General features: G+C 63.1%; 14 protein-coding genes and 1 tRNA gene. 12 read left to right on the top strand and 3 right to left on the bottom strand.

What is annotated here, in order from left to right:
• Window positions 1-84: 84 nt before the first annotated feature.
• The 7 genes from O3656_RS01815 to O3656_RS01785 all read left to right on the top strand — a co-directional run bounded on the left by O3656_RS01815 (window position 85) and on the right by O3656_RS01785 (window position 7,640).
• Window positions 85-1,614, top strand: a complete 1,530-nt coding sequence (locus O3656_RS01815) for a chorismate-binding protein (RefSeq protein ID WP_500062387.1) — start codon at window positions 85-87, stop codon at window positions 1,612-1,614.
• Between the two features lie 88 nt (window positions 1,615-1,702).
• Complete coding sequence (gene trpC / locus O3656_RS01810; RefSeq protein ID WP_500062351.1) at window positions 1,703-2,551, top strand: indole-3-glycerol phosphate synthase TrpC; 849 nt, start codon at window positions 1,703-1,705, stop codon at window positions 2,549-2,551.
• A complete protein-coding gene (trpB, locus tag O3656_RS01805; RefSeq protein ID WP_500062350.1) occupies window positions 2,551-3,846 on the top strand; it encodes a tryptophan synthase subunit beta in 1,296 nt (431 codons plus the stop codon). The genes trpC and trpB overlap by 1 nt, the downstream gene beginning before the upstream one ends.
• A gap of 1 nt (window position 3,847) precedes the next feature.
• Entirely contained in the window at window positions 3,848-4,657 is an 810-nt protein-coding gene (trpA, locus tag O3656_RS01800) for a tryptophan synthase subunit alpha (protein ID WP_500062349.1), read from the top strand.
• The gene (lgt, locus tag O3656_RS01795; protein WP_500062348.1) at window positions 4,654-5,613 is read left to right on the top strand and encodes a prolipoprotein diacylglyceryl transferase; all 960 of its coding nucleotides are present in this window, start codon (window positions 4,654-4,656) and stop codon (window positions 5,611-5,613) included. The genes trpA and lgt overlap by 4 nt, the downstream gene beginning before the upstream one ends.
• A 124-nt stretch (window positions 5,614-5,737) precedes the next feature.
• The gene (gene pyk, locus O3656_RS01790) at window positions 5,738-7,183 is read left to right on the top strand and encodes a pyruvate kinase (protein WP_500062347.1); all 1,446 of its coding nucleotides are present in this window, start codon (window positions 5,738-5,740) and stop codon (window positions 7,181-7,183) included.
• 241 nt (window positions 7,184-7,424) lie between these two features.
• On the top strand, window positions 7,425-7,640 hold the full coding sequence (locus O3656_RS01785; RefSeq protein WP_500062346.1) for a hypothetical protein: 216 nt from the start codon (window positions 7,425-7,427) through the stop codon (window positions 7,638-7,640).
• Between the two features lie 132 nt (window positions 7,641-7,772).
• Here O3656_RS01785 and O3656_RS01780 read toward each other — a convergent pair.
• Window positions 7,773-7,846: transfer RNA gene (locus O3656_RS01780), tRNA-Leu, on the bottom strand.
• A gap of 63 nt (window positions 7,847-7,909) precedes the next feature.
• On the opposite strand from O3656_RS01780, the gene O3656_RS01775 reads away from it, so the two are divergent.
• Window positions 7,910-8,500, top strand: a complete 591-nt coding sequence (locus O3656_RS01775) for an ANTAR domain-containing response regulator (RefSeq protein WP_007588074.1) — start codon at window positions 7,910-7,912, stop codon at window positions 8,498-8,500.
• Window positions 8,501-8,559: 59 nt separating this feature from the next.
• Here the strand turns inward: O3656_RS01775 and O3656_RS01770 are convergent, their stop codons facing one another.
• Complete coding sequence (locus O3656_RS01770; RefSeq protein WP_500062345.1) at window positions 8,560-9,036, bottom strand: hotdog fold thioesterase; 477 nt, start codon at window positions 9,034-9,036, stop codon at window positions 8,560-8,562.
• Here O3656_RS01770 and polA point away from each other — a divergent pair.
• Complete coding sequence (gene polA, locus O3656_RS01765; protein WP_500062344.1) at window positions 9,035-11,761, top strand: DNA polymerase I; 2,727 nt, start codon at window positions 9,035-9,037, stop codon at window positions 11,759-11,761. The two genes, O3656_RS01770 and polA, sit on opposite strands and share 2 nt — an antisense overlap.
• A gap of 171 nt (window positions 11,762-11,932) precedes the next feature.
• The gene (rpsA, locus tag O3656_RS01760) at window positions 11,933-13,369 is read left to right on the top strand and encodes a 30S ribosomal protein S1 (RefSeq protein WP_500062343.1); all 1,437 of its coding nucleotides are present in this window, start codon (window positions 11,933-11,935) and stop codon (window positions 13,367-13,369) included.
• Between the two features lie 537 nt (window positions 13,370-13,906).
• Here the strand turns inward: rpsA and brnQ are convergent.
• Window positions 13,907-15,256: a branched-chain amino acid transport system II carrier protein gene (brnQ, locus tag O3656_RS01755; RefSeq protein WP_500062342.1), complete on the bottom strand. Its 1,350-nt coding sequence runs from the start codon at window positions 15,254-15,256 to the stop codon at window positions 13,907-13,909.
• Window positions 15,257-15,348: 92 nt separating this feature from the next.
• On the opposite strand from brnQ, the gene coaE reads away from it, so the two are divergent.
• Together coaE and uvrB are read left to right on the top strand one after the other, a co-directional pair.
• Complete coding sequence (coaE, locus tag O3656_RS01750) at window positions 15,349-16,020, top strand: dephospho-CoA kinase (RefSeq protein WP_500062341.1); 672 nt, start codon at window positions 15,349-15,351, stop codon at window positions 16,018-16,020.
• Between the two features lie 103 nt (window positions 16,021-16,123).
• Window positions 16,124-18,208: an excinuclease ABC subunit UvrB gene (gene uvrB / locus O3656_RS01745; protein ID WP_500062340.1), complete on the top strand. Its 2,085-nt coding sequence runs from the start codon at window positions 16,124-16,126 to the stop codon at window positions 18,206-18,208.
• Window positions 18,209-18,244: the final 36 nt, after the last annotated feature.

Here is an 18,244-nt window from a genome sequence, read left to right as displayed (position 1 = left end):
TGTGGACCCCGCCGGGACGAGTACGCGTCCGGATGGGACAATAGGGTGGTGAGTATTTCGACGCCTTCGTACCAGTTTGAGCCTGTGAGCCTTGAGTGGGGCCAGACCTGGCCCCCACGCGACGTCTTTGTCGATCTCGCGGCCTCCAGGCGCGTGATCCCCGTTGTGCGGCGTGTCCTCGCAGATGAGCTGAGCGCGGTTGGCGTCTATCGACAGCTCGCCCATGGCAATTACGGAAGCTTCATTCTCGAGTCTGCCGAACACGGTGGTTCGTGGGGGCGCTGGTCTTTTGTCGGAGCCTCAAGTGCTGGCGCCATCGTCGCACGCGACGGTCACGCACAGTGGATCGGTTCCCACCCGGAAGGTGCTCGTGAGGAGGGAACGTTCCTTGAGGTCGTTCACTCTGCACTCGAAGAACTCGCTGCGCCGGCGATTGACGGATTGCCTCCGCTGACGGGTGCTCTCGTTGGTTCTCTCGGTTGGGGCATCATCCCCGAGTGGGAGCCTACGCTCGCCGCGACAGCACCGAAGGAGTCGGATATTCCGGACGCGACGCTCGTGTTGGCGACGGAGGTTGCTGCCCTCGATCATGCGACAGGGTCGGTGTACCTGATGGCGATCGCCTGGAACCTCAACGGTTCGGCGGACGGCGTTGATGGGGCGTACGACCGTGCTATTGAGCGCCTCGATGCGATGACGACACAACTGGCGACCCCGATTGCGCCCGCGGTGCTGGGGACGAGCGATGCGACGCCGCCTCAGGTACGTGAGCGTACAGCGCGCGCCGATTTCGAGTCCTCTGTCAACGCAGCGAAGCGCGCCATTGAAGATGGTGATGCGTTCCAGATCGTCGTGTCGCAACGCCTTGATGTATCGACGTCAGCCAGCGGCATCGATGTCTATCGCGTGCTGCGTACGGTCAACCCTTCGCCCTACATGTACTTCCTGGACCTGCCCGACGAGAAGGGCGGTCATTTTGAGGTTGTCGGTTCGTCTCCGGAGACCCTCGTCAAGAGTGAACGACGCCGCGTCTGGACGTATCCGATCGCCGGTTCGCGTCCGCGTGGGGCGGATTCTGCGCAGGACCACCGCCTGGCGGCCGAGCTGCTTGAGGATCCCAAGGAGCTGTCGGAACACGTGATGCTCGTCGACCTGGCTCGCAATGACCTGTCGAAGGTGTGCGATCCTGCGTCGGTCGAGGTCTCCACGCTCATGGAGCTGAAGCGTTTTTCGCATATTCAGCACATTTCGTCCACGGTGACGGGTGTGCTGCGTCCGGATGCTGATGCTCTCGATGCTCTGGTCGCGACCTTCCCTGCGGGGACGCTCTCCGGTGCGCCCAAGCCTCGTGCCATTGAGCTCATCGACGACTTCGAACCCGCCGCGCGAGGCGTATACGGTGGCGTCGTCGGTTACTTCGATCTGTCGGGCGATGCTGATTTGGCGATCGCGATTCGTACGGCATCGTTGAAGGATGGCGTTGCCTCGGTGCAGGCGGGTGCGGGCCTTGTTGCCGATTCGGTGCCGGCGCTGGAGTACGAGGAGTCCCGTAACAAGGCTGCTGCCGCAGTCGAGTCCGTCGTGCGCGCATCGACCCTGGTGCCCCTGTCCTGACTCGTCCCACGGGATGCCTCACCCGCCGTCGGCCATTTTTCGCTAGCCTAGGTGAAGATTGATTGTTTCTGCCTGAAAGGGGAGCATCGTGAGCGTTCTCGATGACATTATCGCCGGGGTCCTCCAGGACCTGAAAGAGCGTGAAGATCGCGTCCCTCTGGCTCGGATCAAGGAGATGGAGACCCAGGTTCCCGAGGCGAAGGATGCGCTTGGTGCCCTTCGTAACCGTGACGGTGCCGTCAAGATCATCTCCGAGGTGAAGCGCTCTTCGCCGTCCAAGGGGGCACTCGCGTCGATTCCGGATCCGGCCGCGCTTGCTTCCACGTACGAGGCCGGGGGAGCATCGGTTATCTCGGTGCTCACCGAGCAGCGGCGCTTCAACGGTTCGCTCGCCGATCTCGATGCGGTACGCGCAGCCGTCGACATTCCAATCTTGCGCAAGGACTTCATCGTCACGCCGTACCAGATCCACGAGGCGCGTGCTCACGGTGCTGATCTCGTGCTCCTGATAGTCGCGGCGTTGGAGCAGAACGTCCTTGTGTCCCTGCTGGAGCGTACCCGCTCGTTGGGTATGGAGGCCCTCGTCGAGACACACTCGCGTCTCGAGGCCCTGCGTGCGATGGAGGCGGGGGCGTCTATCATCGGCGTCAATGCTCGTAACTTGAAAACGCTGGAGGTTGACCGCTCGACCGTCGAGCAGGTCATCGACGTCATTCCTCAGGATGTCATTGCCGTCGCCGAGTCCGGCGTTGCAAACGCGCACGACGTCTTTGAATACGCCAAGTGGGGCGCAGACGCGGTTCTCGTCGGTGAGGCACTCGTGACGTCGGGCGACCCGATGGCGAGCATTCAGGACATGGTGAGCGCTGGACAGCATCCCGCGCTGCGCACGGATCGTAAGGCTCGCGTCGCTGCGGCGCGTCAGGAAGGACAGTGATGGTTGCCGAGAATTTTGTGCAAGGACCGTACTTTGGTGATTTCGGTGGGCGTTTCGTTGCCGAGTCCCTCGTGGGTCCCCTCGAAGAGGTTGAGGCTGCGTGGAAGCGTCTGTGGCGTGATCGGTCTTTCCAACGCCGCTTGCGTGACCTGTTTGTGAATTACGCGGGGCGGCCCTCCCTGCTGACGGAGGCACCCCGTTTCGCAGCAGATTTGGGCGGCGTGCGCGTATTCCTCAAGCGCGAGGATCTCAACCACACGGGGTCGCACAAGATTAACAACGTTCTCGGCCAGGCCCTGCTGACGAAGGAGCTCGGAAAGACCCGGGTCATCGCGGAGACCGGTGCGGGCCAGCACGGCGTGGCCACGGCGACAGCGGCTGCCCTCCTCGGTTTGGATTGCACGATCTACATGGGGCGTGAAGACACGGAGCGCCAGGCTCTCAACGTCGCGCGCATGCAGATGCTCGGGGCCGAGGTCATCGCTGTGACGGCGGGTTCCGCGACCCTCAAGGATGCGATCAACGAGGCTTTCCGCGACTGGGTGACCAACGTCGAGACGACCAACTACATCTTCGGTACCGCCGCGGGTCCGCACCCGTTCCCCGAACTCGTGCGTGACCTCCAGCGTGTCATCGGCGACGAAGCGCGTGCTCAGCTGCTTGCCGCCGAGGGCCGCCTGCCCGACGTCGTGGTCGCCTGCGTGGGTGGCGGCTCCAACGCCATTGGCTCATTCACCGCTTTTATCGATGACCCGAGCGTCGAGCTCCTCGGATGCGAGGCTGCCGGCGATGGTTTCGAGACGGGGCGTCACGCTGCCTCCATCACCGCCGACGAGGTGGGCGTGCTCCACGGAGCACGCACGTTCGTCCTGCAGGAACGTGACGGCCAGACGAAGGCTTCTCACTCGATTTCCGCCGGCCTCGACTATCCGGGAGTCGGTCCGGAGCACGCGTGGTTGGCGCGTACGGGTCGTGCCTCCTACATGCCGATTTCTGACGCCGAGGCCATGGATGCGTTCCTGCATCTGTCCCGCACCGAGGGCATTATCCCCGCCATCGAGTCCTCTCATGCGCTCGCTGGCGTTCGCAAGTGGGCGTTGGCCAAGGCCGAAGCAGAGGGGCCTTTCGAACCGGGGGAGGAGCCTATTGTCATCGTGACCGTCTCTGGGCGCGGCGACAAGGACGTGGATACCGCATCGCGGTGGTTTGGATACGGGCGCGCCAAGCTGCAGGTCATCGACCCCAGCGCCGGCCCGTCGGGCGTTGCCGTCCTGGACCAGAACGAGGAGAAGTGACATGACGCGCGCACCCCATTCAGCCGTTGCCATTGATGCCGCCCTCCAGCGTGGCGACGCGGCTCTCATCGGCTACCTTCCCGTCGGCTTCCCGTCTGTTGAGGATTCGATTCGTGCGGGCAAGGTCCTCGCGGACTGCGGCGTTGATGTCATCGAACTCGGTTTCCCCTACTCGGATCCCGGGATGGACGGACCGACCATCCAGCGTGCGACCGTCGCCGCTCTTGAGCGTGGCACCCACCTGGAGGATCTGTTCCACGCCGTGGACGAGCTGACCTCGTACGGCATTTCGACATGCTCCATGACCTACTGGAACCCCGTCGAGTGGTGGGGCGTTGAGCGCTTCGCCAAGGACTTCGCCGCCGTTGGTGGTTCGGGTCTCATTACCCCCGACCTGCCGCCCGAAGAGGGCGCGCAGTGGGAGGCTGCGTCGGATAAGTACGACCTGGAACGCATCTACCTGAGCGCACCCTCGTCCCCCGAGCACCGCCTCAAGCTCATTGCCGAGCACTCGCGCGGCTGGGTGTACGCGGCCTCGTCGATGGGCGTCACGGGTGCACGTGCCGCGGTTGGCGCGCATGTCACCGATGTTGTGGCGCGTACCCGCGCGGCCGGAGCCGAGCGCGTGTGCGTGGGTCTCGGCGTATCCAATGGTGCCCAGGCCCGAGAGATCGGGGCCTACGCGGACGGAGTCATCGTGGGTTCCGCTCTTGTTAAGACGCTCTTCGATGACGATATCGACCGTGGTCTGAAGGCCCTGGGCGAGCTCGCCACTGAGCTGAAGACGGGCGTCACTGGAGCGCGCGCGTGAGCGCCCTCATCGCGGCCGGTATTCCTTCTCCTTCTCAAGGCGTCTGGCACCTCGGGCCGATCCCACTGCGCGCCTACGGCATCATTATTGCCGTTGGTATGATCGTCGGCGTCTGGTGGACCGCTCGTCGCTACCGAGACCGCGGTGGAAACCCGGACACACTGTACGACGTCGCTCTTTGGGCGATTCCGCTTGGCGTCATCGGCGCACGTATCTATCACGTTATTACCTCCCCGGATGCCTACTTCGGTCCGGGTGGTGATCCGATGCTCGCCTTCCAGATTTGGCGCGGTGGTCTCGGTATCTGGGGTGGCGTTGCCTTCGGAGCGCTTGGAGCTTTTATCGCTGTCAAGCGGGCTGGTGTGCGTTTCGCTCCGATCGCGGACTCTTTGGCTCCCGCACTCCTGGTCGCCCAGGCCATCGGTCGGTGGGGAAATTGGTTTAACCAGGAGCTCTTCGGCGGACCGACGACTGTGCCATGGGGGCTCCAGATCGATGCAGCCCACATGCCTGCGGGGTATCCGGCGGGAACCTTATTCCACCCCACGTTCCTCTACGAGTGCCTGTGGAACCTTGCTGCCGCTGCCATTATCGTGTGGCTCGATCGGCGTCACCGCTTCGCCGGAGGCCAGGTGTTCGGCCTGTACCTGATGGCTTATACGGCGGGACGCTGCTGGATCGAGATGCTGCGCATCGATGATGCGCACACGGTTCTCGGTCTGCGCCTGAACGTATGGACATCCCTGCTCGTGTTCGCGCTCGGAGTGCTCGTATTCGTTATCGCAGGACGCCTGGGGCATCCGACAACCGTCGTCGCTGACGAGAGCGAGGCCGCGGCGGACACCGAGGAGACGGGGGATGAAGCGGTGCCCGACGATAGCGACGCTGACGATATCGTCGGTGCCGGTGTGACCGAGGAAGAATCCGCCGACGAGAGCACCCTCGAGGCATTCTGATCCTGAACTCGGTCATTTTCCGATGCGCGAAGGTCCCGCCACAGGTGGATTCATGGGAATGATCACGTCGACCCGGCGCGGATCCTCCTCGTTTCAACAGTGATTGGGCGGTAAACTCTTATCTATGCGTCGAGCTAAGATTGTCTGCACTATTGGACCTGCTACTGATTCCCCTGAGCAGCTCCAGGCGCTGGTGGACGCCGGCATGGATGTCGCGCGTATCAACCGGTCGCATGGAAAGGCTGAGGAACATGAGGCCGTCATCGAGCGCGTGAGGAAGGCGTCTGCGACGTCCGGTCGCGCGGTCGCTATCCTGGTTGACCTCCAGGGCCCCAAGATCCGCCTAGAGACGTTCCAGGACGGCCCTCAGGAGCTCAAGATCGGTGACACCTTCACCATTACCACCCGCGACGTTCCCGGCACCAAGGAACTCGTCGGCACGACCTTCAAGGGGCTGCCCGGCGACTGTGCTCCCGGTGACCGCCTGCTGATCGACGACGGCAACGTCGCGGTCCGCGTGGTCGAGGTGACGGATACTGACGTCGTGACCCGCGTCGAGGTTCCCGGTATGGTCTCGGACCACAAGGGCCTGAACCTTCCCGGCGTTGCTGTGTCCGTCCCAGCACTGTCCGAAAAGGACAAGGAAGACCTGCGCTGGGGCATCGAGCAGGATGCCGACTTCATCGCGCTGTCCTTCGTGCGTTCTGCGCAGGACATCAAGGATGTCCACGAGATCATGGACGAGATGGGCAAGCGCATCCCGGTCATCGCCAAGATCGAGAAGCCCCAGGCTGTTGAGGCGCTGGAAGAGATCGTCGAGGCCTTCGACGGCATCATGGTCGCCCGCGGTGACCTCGGCGTTGAGATGCCCCTGGAAGCCGTGCCGCTGGTCCAGAAGCGCGCGATTGAGCTTGCCCGTATTGCTGCCAAGCCGGTTATCGTCGCGACGCAGGTCATGGATTCCATGATCAAGAACCCGCGTCCCACGCGCGCCGAGGCATCCGACTGTGCGAACGCCATTCTCGATGGTGCCGATGCGGTCATGCTGTCCGGCGAGACCTCGGTCGGCGCATTCCCGATCGAGACTGTCCGTACGATGGCCGCGATCATCGAGTCGACGGAAGAAAACGGTGGTGAGCGCATCGCCTCCATCCCCGGTTTCTACGCCGATCGTGCGGGCGTTATCTGCGAAGCTGCGGCTCGTATCGCCGAGCACCTGGATGCCCGTTACCTCGTGACCTTCAGCCAGTCCGGCACGTCGGCGCGTTTGCTCTCGCGCATGCGCCGTCCGATCCCGATGCTGGCGTTCACCCCGCTCGAATCGACACGTCGTCGTCTGGCCCTGTCGTGGGGTATCCAGACCTACCGTGTTCCCGAGGTGAAACACACAGACGATATGGTGTGGCAGCTCGATCAGGTCGTGCAGTCCTCGCACCTGGCGGACATCGGTGATCAGCTTGTCATCGTCGCCGGTATGCCGCCGGGCATCGCTGGCTCCTCGAACATGCTGCGTATCCACGAAGTCGGAGATGAAGCCGACTATGCGATTGGCGGTCTGCGCCACGCGTGAGATGCGGCAGTAGTGGGGGGCGCTGGCGATGAGCCAGCGCCCCCCACTGTTTTTGTTTCGTCACGTGGACAAAACGGAATTCGTGGAATAAAGTACTCGGATACACGTTGAGACACGTGGACGCCGCACCAATGACGGCGCGGCACATGCAGCAAAGTGCTGCTAGGCGTGCTCAGAAATGCCTGTGCGATCAAAGCATGTTTTCTGGGGCGCCCGAAGAGAAGAAGATGGAGGAAGAAAAATGAATACGAACATCCGGACCGTGTCGGTCCACGACACTCTGTTTGGCCGCGTGGCCAACAACCTGGAGGTCGGCCAGCTCTCGCGCGCCGTTGAGCCCTGGTTCGCTGACTTCCACGATTCGAGGGTCAAGCAGGCTATCGCCGACCTTGACGAGCCGACCCGCAGGGGCGCGGCTGCCGAATACCTCGGCCTCGAGCTGTGCGTCGTGGCCTGAGCAGCAAAAGGGGCCGACAAGCAACGCTTGTCGGCCCCTTTTCATCTGCAGTTTTGAGGTATCAATTGCGGTGCGCACGTCGCATATGCGCTGAAATGCCGGTACCATTAGGAGCACGTACTCCACTGGCGGTACCCCGAGTGGGATTCGAACCCACAACAAGCCGGGTTTGAGCCGACCGCCTCTGCCAGTTGGGCTATCGGGGCTTCGCGTGTGCGAGACCCACAATAGAGCAGCTGAGCAAACCGATCAAACTGAGGAATATGACAATGAGTGAAGAGCAGGCTGAACCGCGTCGCGTCCTCGTCGCAGAAGACGAGGGGTTGATCCGTCTCGATATCGTTGAGACGCTCACCCAGGCGGGGTTCGAGGTCGTCGGCGAAGCTGCCGACGGTGAGGAAGCTGTCGAGCTGGCACTCGAGCTCGAACCCGATCTATGCGTGATGGATGTCAAGATGCCGAAGATGGATGGCATCACCGCTGCGGAGAAGATCCTGCAGGAGCTGTCGTGCGCCGTTGTGATGCTCACCGCGTTCTCGCAGACGGAGCTCGTTGAGCGCGCACGCGACGCCGGTGCGATGGCCTACGTCGTGAAGCCGTTCAGCCCTGCCGACCTGATCCCTGCAGTCGAGATCGCACTGTCGCGTCACGCTGAGATCGAGTCGCTTGAAGACCAGATCGCCGATCTGTCCGATCGTTTCGAGACCCGCAAGCGCGTGGACCGCGCCAAGGGACTGCTCATGAAGAACATGGGAATGAGCGAGCCTGAAGCCTTCCGCTGGATCCAGAAGACGTCGATGGATCGCCGTCTGTCGATGCGTGAGGTCGCTGACGCGGTCATCAACCAGGTCGACGACTGAGAATCACGTACACGAATGGGGAGGGTCACTCGGCCCTCCCCATTACTGTTTCTTGTCGGTCAGTCGTGGCTCGCGCGCACGAGGATCCGGTTGGTGACGCGCGCAACTGAGATGAGGCGGTCGGCCTCGTCCCTGATCTCCACAGTGTGGACGGTGGACGAGCGCCCCAGGTGGACCGCCGTCGCGGTCGCTGTGATGATCCCTTCACGTCCGGCGCTGATGTGCGATGCGTTGAGCTCCGTGCCCACTGCGTAGGCCTGCTTGCCGGGGTTTGTCTCGCGCGCATGAATCTGGGCGGCGAAGGACGCCGCCGTTTCGGCGAGTGCAGCGGAGGCACCCCCGTGCAGAATGCCAGCGCTCTGGCGGTTTCCGTCAATCGGCATGGAAATAACGGTACGCACAGCACTGTGCTCGATAACCTCCATACCCGTTGCTTCCATGAGGGTCCCAGGCCAGTGGGCACCGACCCAGCCGCCGCGCGCGAGCGGATCAGGTGAGGAAGACTGCGTGTGTTTCATCTGGTGATCGTGTGTCATGGCATCTAGGGTGGCATGTGTGAGTGACACCGTGCTGATTATTGATGGCCATTCGATGGCGTTTCGCGCCTTCTATGCGCTCCCGCCAGATAACTTCGTGACGGCCACAGGCCAGCACACAAACGCGGTTTACGGCTTCGTTTCAATGCTGACGCGCTTGTTAGAGACCGAGCAACCGACGCATATCGCTGTCGCATTCGATGTGTCGAGGCACTCATTCCGCACGGAGGAGTACCCCGAGTACAAGGGCACCCGTGACGCGACGCCCGAAGAATTTAAGGGACAGGTGGAGCTCATCCGCGAGGTGCTTGACGCGATGGGTATCGTGTCTCTGTCCCGTGAGGGTTTTGAGGCCGACGATATCCTCGCGACTCTCGCGTATCGCGCAGGTCACGAGGGATCGACTGTTCTGGTGGTGTCCGGCGATCGTGACTCGTTTCAGACGGTGACCGACAACGTGACGGTGCTCTACCCCGGTACGGGGCCAGGTGACCTGCGTCGTATGACTCCGCAGGCGGTGGAAGACAAGTACGGCGTTCCGCCGCACCGTTACCCCGAGATTGCCGCAATCGTTGGTGAGACCTCGGATAATCTGCCCGGCGTCCCGGGTGTAGGGCCGAAGACCGCCGCGCAGTGGATCAACAAGTTCGACGGTCTCGACAACCTGCTGGCGCGTGCCGATGAGATTGGCGGAAAGCGCGGCGCTGCACTGCGTGAACACATGAACGACGTGGTGCGCAATCGTCGGCTCAATCGTCTGCTCACCGACATGGACCTAGAGGTCTCGCTCAGTGATCTGGCACGTCGCCCCACGGACGTCGCCGCCATCGACCGTCTCTTCGACTCTCTCGAGTTCGGGCGACTGCGTACGAAGGTCCGTGAGGTTGCCGGTATCGGCATGGGGGAGGGGGCCATCGACGAGACTCCCGAGCCCGCCGCCGACGTTGACATCGAGGTGATGGTTGCCGATGCCTCGTGCGATATCGCGCAATGGGTGGGCACTCGCTCCAGCCTCGCCCTTCTCGTTGAAGGCGATTCACGCCCCGTGCGTGGAGACGTCACCCGCGTTGTTCTAGCGTCCGAGAACGACGCACTCGTCATCGATCCCGTCGAACTCAGCCCCGCGCAGGAGCAAGCGCTCGGCGACGTTCTTGCCACGGCCTCGTCCCTGATCGTGCACGATGCCAAGGGGACGCGCCATGCGCTCGCTTCACGCGGCTGGACTCTCGGTACCGTCGGCTGCGACACGATGCTCGCCGCCTACCTCGCGCACCCCGACCAGCGTTCCCACAAGCTTGAGGACGTTCTCTCGCGTGTCCTCGGCGTCGTGATCGACGTGGAGGAGGGTGATTCGGATGCTCTCTTCGGCCTGGATGACCTGGGTGCCGGTCCCGGCGCTGGCGCAGTGCGCGCCGGGAAACTAGCCGCCCACCTGCACCCGCTTGCCCGGGCGCTGCGCGCCCAACTGGAGGAAAGCGCCGAGACGTCTCTCCTCACCGACATGGAGATGCCGCTGTCGATCCTTCTAGGCCAGATGGAGACCATCGGCATCGCCGCGGACACTGACGTTCTCGACGGTCTGTCCGCAGAACTCGGCAAGGCGGTCGATGCTGCGCGTGAGGGGGCGTGGGCCGCAGCGGGACGCGAAGTCAACCTCTCAAGCACCAAGCAGCTCCAGGAGCTTCTTTTCGATCACTTCGGCCTGCCCAAGACGAAGAAGACGAAGACCGGGTACACGACGAACGCTGAGGCGCTGGCCGACCTGTACGCCAAGACGGCGGATGCCGGGGGAGCGGGGCATGACTTCCTCGGTTTCCTGCTGACTCACCGCGACCGCATCAAGCTCAAGCAGATGGTGGACTCGCTGTCCGCCACCGTCGCCTCGGACGGGCGCATCCACACGACGTTCTCTCAGGTCGCAGCTGCCACGGGGCGTCTGGCCTCCTCCGACCCGAACCTGCAGAACATCCCCGCGCGCAGCGCCGACGGTATGCGCATTCGCGGCGCTTTCGTCGCGGGCGAGGGCTTTGAGTCACTGATGAGCGCGGACTATTCGCAGATTGAAATGCGCCTGATGGCGCACCTGTCCGGGGACGAGGCGCTTATTGAGGCCTTCAACTCCGGCGAAGACCTGCACCGCACCATGGCGTCAATGGTGTTCGGCACTCCGGTCGCCGAGGTCTCCGGCGAGGAACGCTCGCGCATCAAGGCCACCTCCTACGGCCTGGCCTACGGTCTTTCCTCCTACGGCCTGGCGGCGCAGCTCGGTATTGCGGTCCCCGAGGCGTCTGCGCTGCGTGACCGCTACTTCGAGCGCTTCGGAAAGGTTCGAGACTATCTCGAAGGGCTCGTCGCCCAGGCGCGCGCGGATGGCTACACCCAGACGATGTTCGGGCGCCGCCGCTACCTGCCCGACCTGCGTTCCTCGAATCGCCAGCGTCGAGAAATGGCTGAACGTGCCGCCCTCAACGCGCCGATCCAGGGCAGTGCCGCGGACATCGTGAAGATCGCGATGATGAACGTGGCGGACGCGCTGTCCGAGGTCGGGCTTGCCTCCCGACTCCTCGTGCAGATCCACGACGAACTGCTCCTCGAAGTTGCTCCCGGAGAGGCTGCGGCCGTCGAGGCGCTTGTCCGTGAGAAGATGGCGACTCCCGTCGAGCTTTCCGTCCCGCTTGACGTCGCTGTCGGAATCGGCGCGTCGTGGCAGCTCGCTGCCCACTGAAACCTGTGACGACGCGACGCACGCCACGGAAAGTGTCGCCAAATTCGTCACATTTGCGCGCTCAAGGCTGCTAAACTAGACCCCAGTGTCTGGGGACAGGTGCATCCGCAACAGTCTTCAGGCGCTGGAACTGTCCATCTACTATCCAGTCCGTTTCGGAGAAACTACTACATGACCACCAACACGCCGCAGGTCGCTATCAACGACATTGGTTCGGAAGCAGACCTGATCGCAGCCATCGACGAGACCATCAAGTACTTCAACGATGGCGACATCGTCGAGGGCACTGTCGTCAAGGTCGACCACGACGAGGTCCTCCTCGACATCGGCTACAAGACCGAGGGTGTCATCCTCTCTCGCGAGCTCTCCATCAAGCACGACGTCAACCCCGACGACGTTGTCGCCGTGGGCGACCACATCGAGGCGCTCGTCCTCCAGAAGGAAGACAAGGAAGGCCGCCTCCTCCTGTCGAAGAAGCGCGCGCAGTACGAGCGTGCATGGGGCCAGATCGAGAAGATCAAGGAAGAGGACGGCGTCGTTACCGGTACCGTCATCGAGGTCGTCAAGGGCGGCCTGATCCTCGACATCGGCCTGCGTGGCTTCCTGCCCGCCTCCCTCGTCGAGATGCGTCGCGTCCGCGACCTCGCCCCCTACATCGGTCGCGAGATCGAAGCGAAGATCATCGAGCTCGACAAGAACCGCAACAACGTGGTCCTGTCCCGCCGCGCATGGCTCGAGCAGACCCAGTCCGAGGTCCGCACGAACTTCCTGCACACCCTGCAGAAGGGCCAGGTGCGCACCGGCGTCGTCTCCTCCATCGTCAACTTCGGCGCATTCGTCGATCTCGGTGGTGTCGACGGCCTGGTTCACGTCTCCGAGCTGTCCTGGAAGCACATCGACCACCCGTCCGAGGTCGTCGAGGTTGGCCAGGAGGTCACCGTCGAGGTTCTCGACGTCGACATGGATCGCGAGCGCGTCTCCCTCTCGCTCAAGGCCACCCAGGAAGATCCGTGGCAGGCATTCGCCCGCACCCACGCCATCGGCCAGGTTGTGCCCGGCAAGGTCACCAAGCTCGTCCCCTTCGGCGCGTTCGTCCGCGTCGAGGACGGCATCGAGGGCCTCGTCCACATCTCCGAGCTGGCTCAGCGTCACGTCGAGCTGCCCGACCAGGTCGTCAAGGTCGGCGAAGAGGTCTTCGTCAAGGTCATCGACATCGACCTCGAGCGTCGCCGCATCTCCCTGTCGCTCAAGCAGGCCAACGAGGGCGTGGACCCGAACTCCGAAGAGTTCGATCCTTCGCTCTACGGCATGGCTGCCGAGTACGACGAGAACGGCAACTACAAGTACCCCGAGGGCTTCGATCCGGAGACCCAGGAGTGGATGGAAGGCTTCGACGCTCAGCGCGAGGCTTGGGAAGCTCAGTACGCCGAGGCTCAGGCCCGCTGGGAGGCCCACAAGGCTCAGGTCCGCAAGGCCCTCGAAGAGGACGCCGAAGCGGCTCCCTCCATCGAGGAGCAGGCCTCCTACTCGACCCCGGTCGACAACGAGGGCACCCTTGCTTCCGACGAGGCCCTGGCCGCGCTGCGTGAGAAGCTGACGAACAACTGAATCAGTTTTCCTGACTGAGCTTCGACTCGTCAGTTCACGTCAGTGAACGCATGAGTGGTGGTCCCCAGGTTTTCCTGGGGGCCACCACTTTTTTGTCTGATTGCCCTGTCGCCTGATTTCCGGCCGCCGCGAGGCCTGCCCGCCCGCGAGACTTAGCAACCGAACTTCGCTCGGTGCCTCGTCTCGAAGCCCGGCCAGGCCCCGCAGTCCTCGCGGCGGCCTCCAATCGGGCGGCGCTAGGCATGCTCCGGCCAGGCCCCGCCGCCGCCCACGTGCACCGTAGCCAGGCCCCGCAGTCCTCATGGCGGCCTCCAATCGGGCGGAATAGTTGCTCAGTAATGTCGCACGTAATTCCCTTGTAGGTGTTTCAAATATTGAAGTCGCATCGTTGGAATTGCAACGTTTTTAGCGGATCTCGAAAACTGACCGTTGGAAATTATGTGCGATTTTTGTTCTGGCTTACGTCGTGGCGTCGCAGCACAGACAACGAGACCCCGCTCAGTAACGATGCTGTGCGGGGTCTGCTGCCGACGACGATTAGGTGGCCGAGTGCTTCAGAACTGCCACATCGATGCACGCGCCGATCAACGCCGCGACGACGGTGGGTAGGATCCAGCCGAGCTGGTTCGCCTGAAGTGGGCTCCACATGAGAAGAGAGTTAATTCCCTCTGTTGCAACACCGATATGTGCCAGCGTTGTCGCCGCAGACCATGCCGCAGCCATCCACGCGCCCAGGCGGAACGTCCACAGCGCCGGCGTTGCGAGTCGAAGCGGATGGGTGATGATCGTGATGAACACGACCGTGATCGCGACAGGGTAGAGGAACGTGATGATCGGAACCGCGATCGCGAGTACGGAGCTGAGCCCCGCAGATGACAACACGAAGGAGATGATCGTAAAGACGATCATCCACGTGCGGTAGGAAATCTGCGGGAGAAGCCGGTGGAAGAACTCCGAGGTTGCTGCGATGAGGCCGACAGCTGTTGTCATGCAGGCCGTGAGAACGATCAGGCCGAAGACAATCTGCCCGGGCCAGCCCATCGTCATCTGAGCGGCGTCAGCGAGCAGGGTCGCACCGTCGCTGTAGCTCTGAGCATTCGGGATCACGTGGCCGATGAGGCCTAACCCCACGTAGACGACGCCGAGCAGCGAACCGGCAATAATCGCCGCCGTCGAGGTGCGGCGTACGACCTTCGCGCCGATGCCGCCCCCAGTATGACCGAGCGACGTGACGACGATGATGCCGAAGGCCAGGGCCGCAATTGAGTCCATCGTCATGTAGCCCTCGAGGAGACCAGCGGCGAGGGGAGTTGCCGCGTACTCGCCGGTTGGCGCGTCGTGAGAGGCCGGCAGGGATGCCAGGCAGAGGAACACGAGGAGAACTAGCAGCCCGAGCAGGATGGGGGTGAGTACCTTGCCGAGCGCGTCGATGATATGGCCGGGATTCCAACACAGGTAGAAGGCGATGGCAAAGAAAATGAAGCTGAAGATGATCGATGCGGTGAGAGACTTCGTCCCGATAATGGGGGCGACCGCTGTCGAGAAGGACACAGCACCCGTGCGCGGCAGCGCGTAGAAGGCACCGATCGAGAGATACACGATCACAGAGAAAACGAGCCCGAAGGGCTTGCCGGCGCGGCTCACAAGGTCACGGATATCGGTGCCCGACAGGGCAATAGTGATGATCGAAATGACGGGGAGAGCGACGCCGCCGATGAGAAAACCAATCATCGCGGGGGTCAAGTTGGTGCCGGCCGACGCGCCCATGATCGGCGGGAAAATAAGGTTACCGGCACCAAAGAACATCGAGAAGAGCGTCAAGGACGTCGCGATGAGGACCGCGACGCCCGAACGCTCAGTGGAATCATCATTGACTGTCTGCGTCACTGCTACTCACTTGATAATGTGCGTTCTCTAACAGCACCAATTCTTGCATGAGGGCGTGTATACGCAACCGCAGGCGGGATAGTCTGGGAGTCGTGAACACGACTCTTCGCGCTGGGGCTTGTACGGCCACGCTTATTCGTCCGCCCGCCGCGCCTCGCAGTCAGGGGCCGCGTCGCATCATTGCGGTCAGTGGGGGTATCGGCAGTGGCAAGTCGTCGGTGACGCGCGTTTTTGCATCCAAGGGGGCTGTCATCGCCGACGCGGATGCTATTGCGAGACAGATCCTCCAGCCCGGTGAGCCCGTGCTTGCCGAGGTTGCGCGGGAGTTCGGTAACGACCTCATCCGGCAGGATGGCACTCTGGATCGGTCGCTCCTCGCCTCGCGCGTGTTCGGGGGTGAAGGGGCGGAGGAACGCGTCGCACGGCTCAACGCTATGACGCACCCCGTCATCGAAGCGCGCGCGTGGTCGATCCTGCGTGAGGCCCCGGCAGGTGCGCTAGCGGTCTACGATATTCCTCTCCTCGTCGAGGGGGACCGCGCCGATCGTTTCGACGCTGTTGTTATCGTGGACGCGCCCATCGAGCAGCGTATTGAGCGCCTGGAAGCCAGGGGAGTGGCACCCGAGGACGCGCGCTCCCGCATCCGCGCCCAGGCCTCGTCGCAGGAGCGCCGTGCCATCGCTTCCATCTGGATCGACAACGAGGGCAGCGTCGCCGACCTTGAGGAGGTTGCAGGCCTCGTCTATGACCGTTGGCTGGCCTAGGGCGTTCCCGTCGTTGATTGACGAGGCCCGGGCCCTCCATGCTCGTCGCGAACCCGCGCGCTTTGTGCGGGCACCTCGCGCACCTGGGCGGTAGCGTAGGAGCGTGAGCGAAACCCCCGTCATCCGCCAAGACAAGCCTTTCGAGGTCATCTCTCCCTACATGCCATCGGGCGACCAGCCTAAAGCAATCCGTGAGCTGGCGGCACGCATCCGTGACGGCGAGCAGGACGTGGTCCTCATGGGTGCGACCGGCACGGGAAAGAGCGCAACCACGGCGTGGCTCATCGAAGAGCTGCAGCGTCCCGCGTTGGTGCTCGAGCCCAACAAGACCCTCGCCGCCCAGCTCGCCGCCGAGTTCCGCGAGCTGCTGCCCAATAACGCGGTCGAGTACTTCGTGTCCTACTACGACTACTACCAGCCCGAGGCCTACGTTCCCCAGACGGACACGTTCATCGAGAAGGACTCGTCGATCAACGACGAGGTCGAGCGACTGCGGCACAGCGCCACGAACTCGCTGCTGACGCGGCGCGACACGGTCGTCGTCTCCTCCGTGTCTTGCATCTACGGCCTCGGTACCCCCGAAGAGTACGTGGCGCGCATGATCGAACTTGAGCGCGGCATGATCATCGACCGCGACGCGCTGCTGCGCCGCTTCGTCGCGATGCAGTACGTGCGTAACGACATGGCCTTCACGCGTGGTACCTTCCGCGTGCGCGGCGACACGATCGAGATCATCCCCGTGTACGAGGAACTCGCGATTCGCATCGAGATGTTCGGTGACGAAATTGATTCCCTCGCGGTCCTGCACCCGCTCACCGGCGACGTGATCGACCAGGTCGACCACACCTACCTGTTCCCCGCCTCGCACTATGTGGCGGGCGAGGAGCGCATGAAGAAGGCGATCGCCTCGATCGAGGACGAGCTTGACGACCGCCTCGCGTGGTTCCGGGCGCAGAACAAGCTCCTCGAGGAGCAGCGCCTGCGCATGCGCACCACCTTCGACCTGGAGATGCTCAAGGAAATCGGATCCTGCTCGGGCGTGGAAAACTACTCGCGCCACATCGACGGGCGAGGCCCCGGTACGCCCCCGCACACGCTGCTGGACTACTTCCCGGACGACTTCCTGCTCATCATCGACGAGTCCCACGTGACCGTCCCACAGATCGGCGCGATGTTCGAAGGCGACATGTCGCGCAAGCGCACCCTCGTCGACTACGGATTCCGCCTGCCCTCCGCGATGGACAACCGTCCCCTCAAGTGGGACGAGTTCACGCAGCGCATCGGCCAGACCGTCTACCTGTCCGCGACGCCGGGTCCCTACGAGCTCGAACGCTCGGACGGGGTGGTCGAGCAGATCATTCGTCCGACGGGCCTCGTCGATCCGCTCGTTGTCGTCAAACCCACCGAGGGACAGATCGACGATCTCCTCGAACAGGTGCGGCTACGCGTTGAACGCGACGAGCGCATCCTCGTCACCACCCTCACCAAGAAGATGGCCGAGGAGCTCACGACCTACCTGGCCGAGCGTGGCGTCAAGGTCGAGTACCTGCACTCCGACGTCGACACGCTGCGCCGCGTCGAGCTGCTGCGCGAGCTGCGCCTGGGCACCTTCGACGTGCTCGTCGGCATCAACCTGCTGCGCGAGGGCCTGGACCTGCCCGAGGTCTCCCTCGTCTCCATCCTCGACGCGGACAAGGAAGGCTTCCTGCGTTCCACCCGTTCTCTTATTCAGACGATCGGCCGCGCCGCCCGAAACGTGTCCGGCGAGGTCCACATGTACGCCGACAACATGACGGATTCGATGAACGAGGCCATCTCCGAGACGATGCGTCGTCGCGAGATTCAGATCGCCTACAACAAGGAACACGGCATTGATCCGCAGCCGCTGCGCAAGAAGATCTCCGACGTCACCGACATGCTGGCACGCGAGCAGGTTGACACGCAGACGTTGCTCGAGGGCGGATACCGCAAGGAGAAGAGCAAACGGGAGCGCACCGACGCGACCGGTGGCGGTCGCGCCGTGACGTCGGGCCAGCGCGCCGAAGCTGAGCTCGCCGAACTCATCGAGGAGCTATCCGCCCAGATGATGACCGCCGCCCAGCACCTCCAATTCGAGGTCGCCGCCCGCCTGCGTGATGAGATCGAGGATCTCAAGAAGGAGCTGCGTGCCATGAAGCGAGCACACTGAGCGTGCTTTCTACCCGGCATGGTCAGACATGGGAGG

Origin of the sequence: Pauljensenia sp. 27098_8_83 (assembly GCF_041432695.1) — a bacterium.
In the GTDB taxonomy this organism is placed as follows: Bacteria; Actinomycetota; Actinomycetes; order Actinomycetales; family Actinomycetaceae; genus Pauljensenia.
Note: the sequence above shows the minus strand (reverse complement) of the source record. Positions and strands in the feature narration are given on the sequence as shown.

Bases quoted from the DNA above. Each gene is read 5' to 3' on its own strand.
- O3656_RS01770 (WP_500062345.1), bottom strand. From the start codon at position 9,036: ATGACACACGATCACCAGATGAAACACACGCAGTCTTCCTCACCTGAT.
- polA (WP_500062344.1), top strand. From the start codon at position 9,035: ATGGCATCTAGGGTGGCATGTGTGAGTGACACCGTGCTGATTATTGAT.
- rpsA (WP_500062343.1), top strand. From the start codon at position 11,933: ATGACCACCAACACGCCGCAGGTCGCTATCAACGACATTGGTTCGGAA.
- trpA (WP_500062349.1), top strand. From the start codon at position 3,848: ATGACGCGCGCACCCCATTCAGCCGTTGCCATTGATGCCGCCCTCCAG.
- trpB (WP_500062350.1), top strand. From the start codon at position 2,551: ATGGTTGCCGAGAATTTTGTGCAAGGACCGTACTTTGGTGATTTCGGT.
- pyk (WP_500062347.1), top strand. From the start codon at position 5,738: ATGCGTCGAGCTAAGATTGTCTGCACTATTGGACCTGCTACTGATTCC.
- O3656_RS01775 (WP_007588074.1), top strand. From the start codon at position 7,910: ATGAGTGAAGAGCAGGCTGAACCGCGTCGCGTCCTCGTCGCAGAAGAC.
- O3656_RS01785 (WP_500062346.1), top strand. From the start codon at position 7,425: ATGAATACGAACATCCGGACCGTGTCGGTCCACGACACTCTGTTTGGC.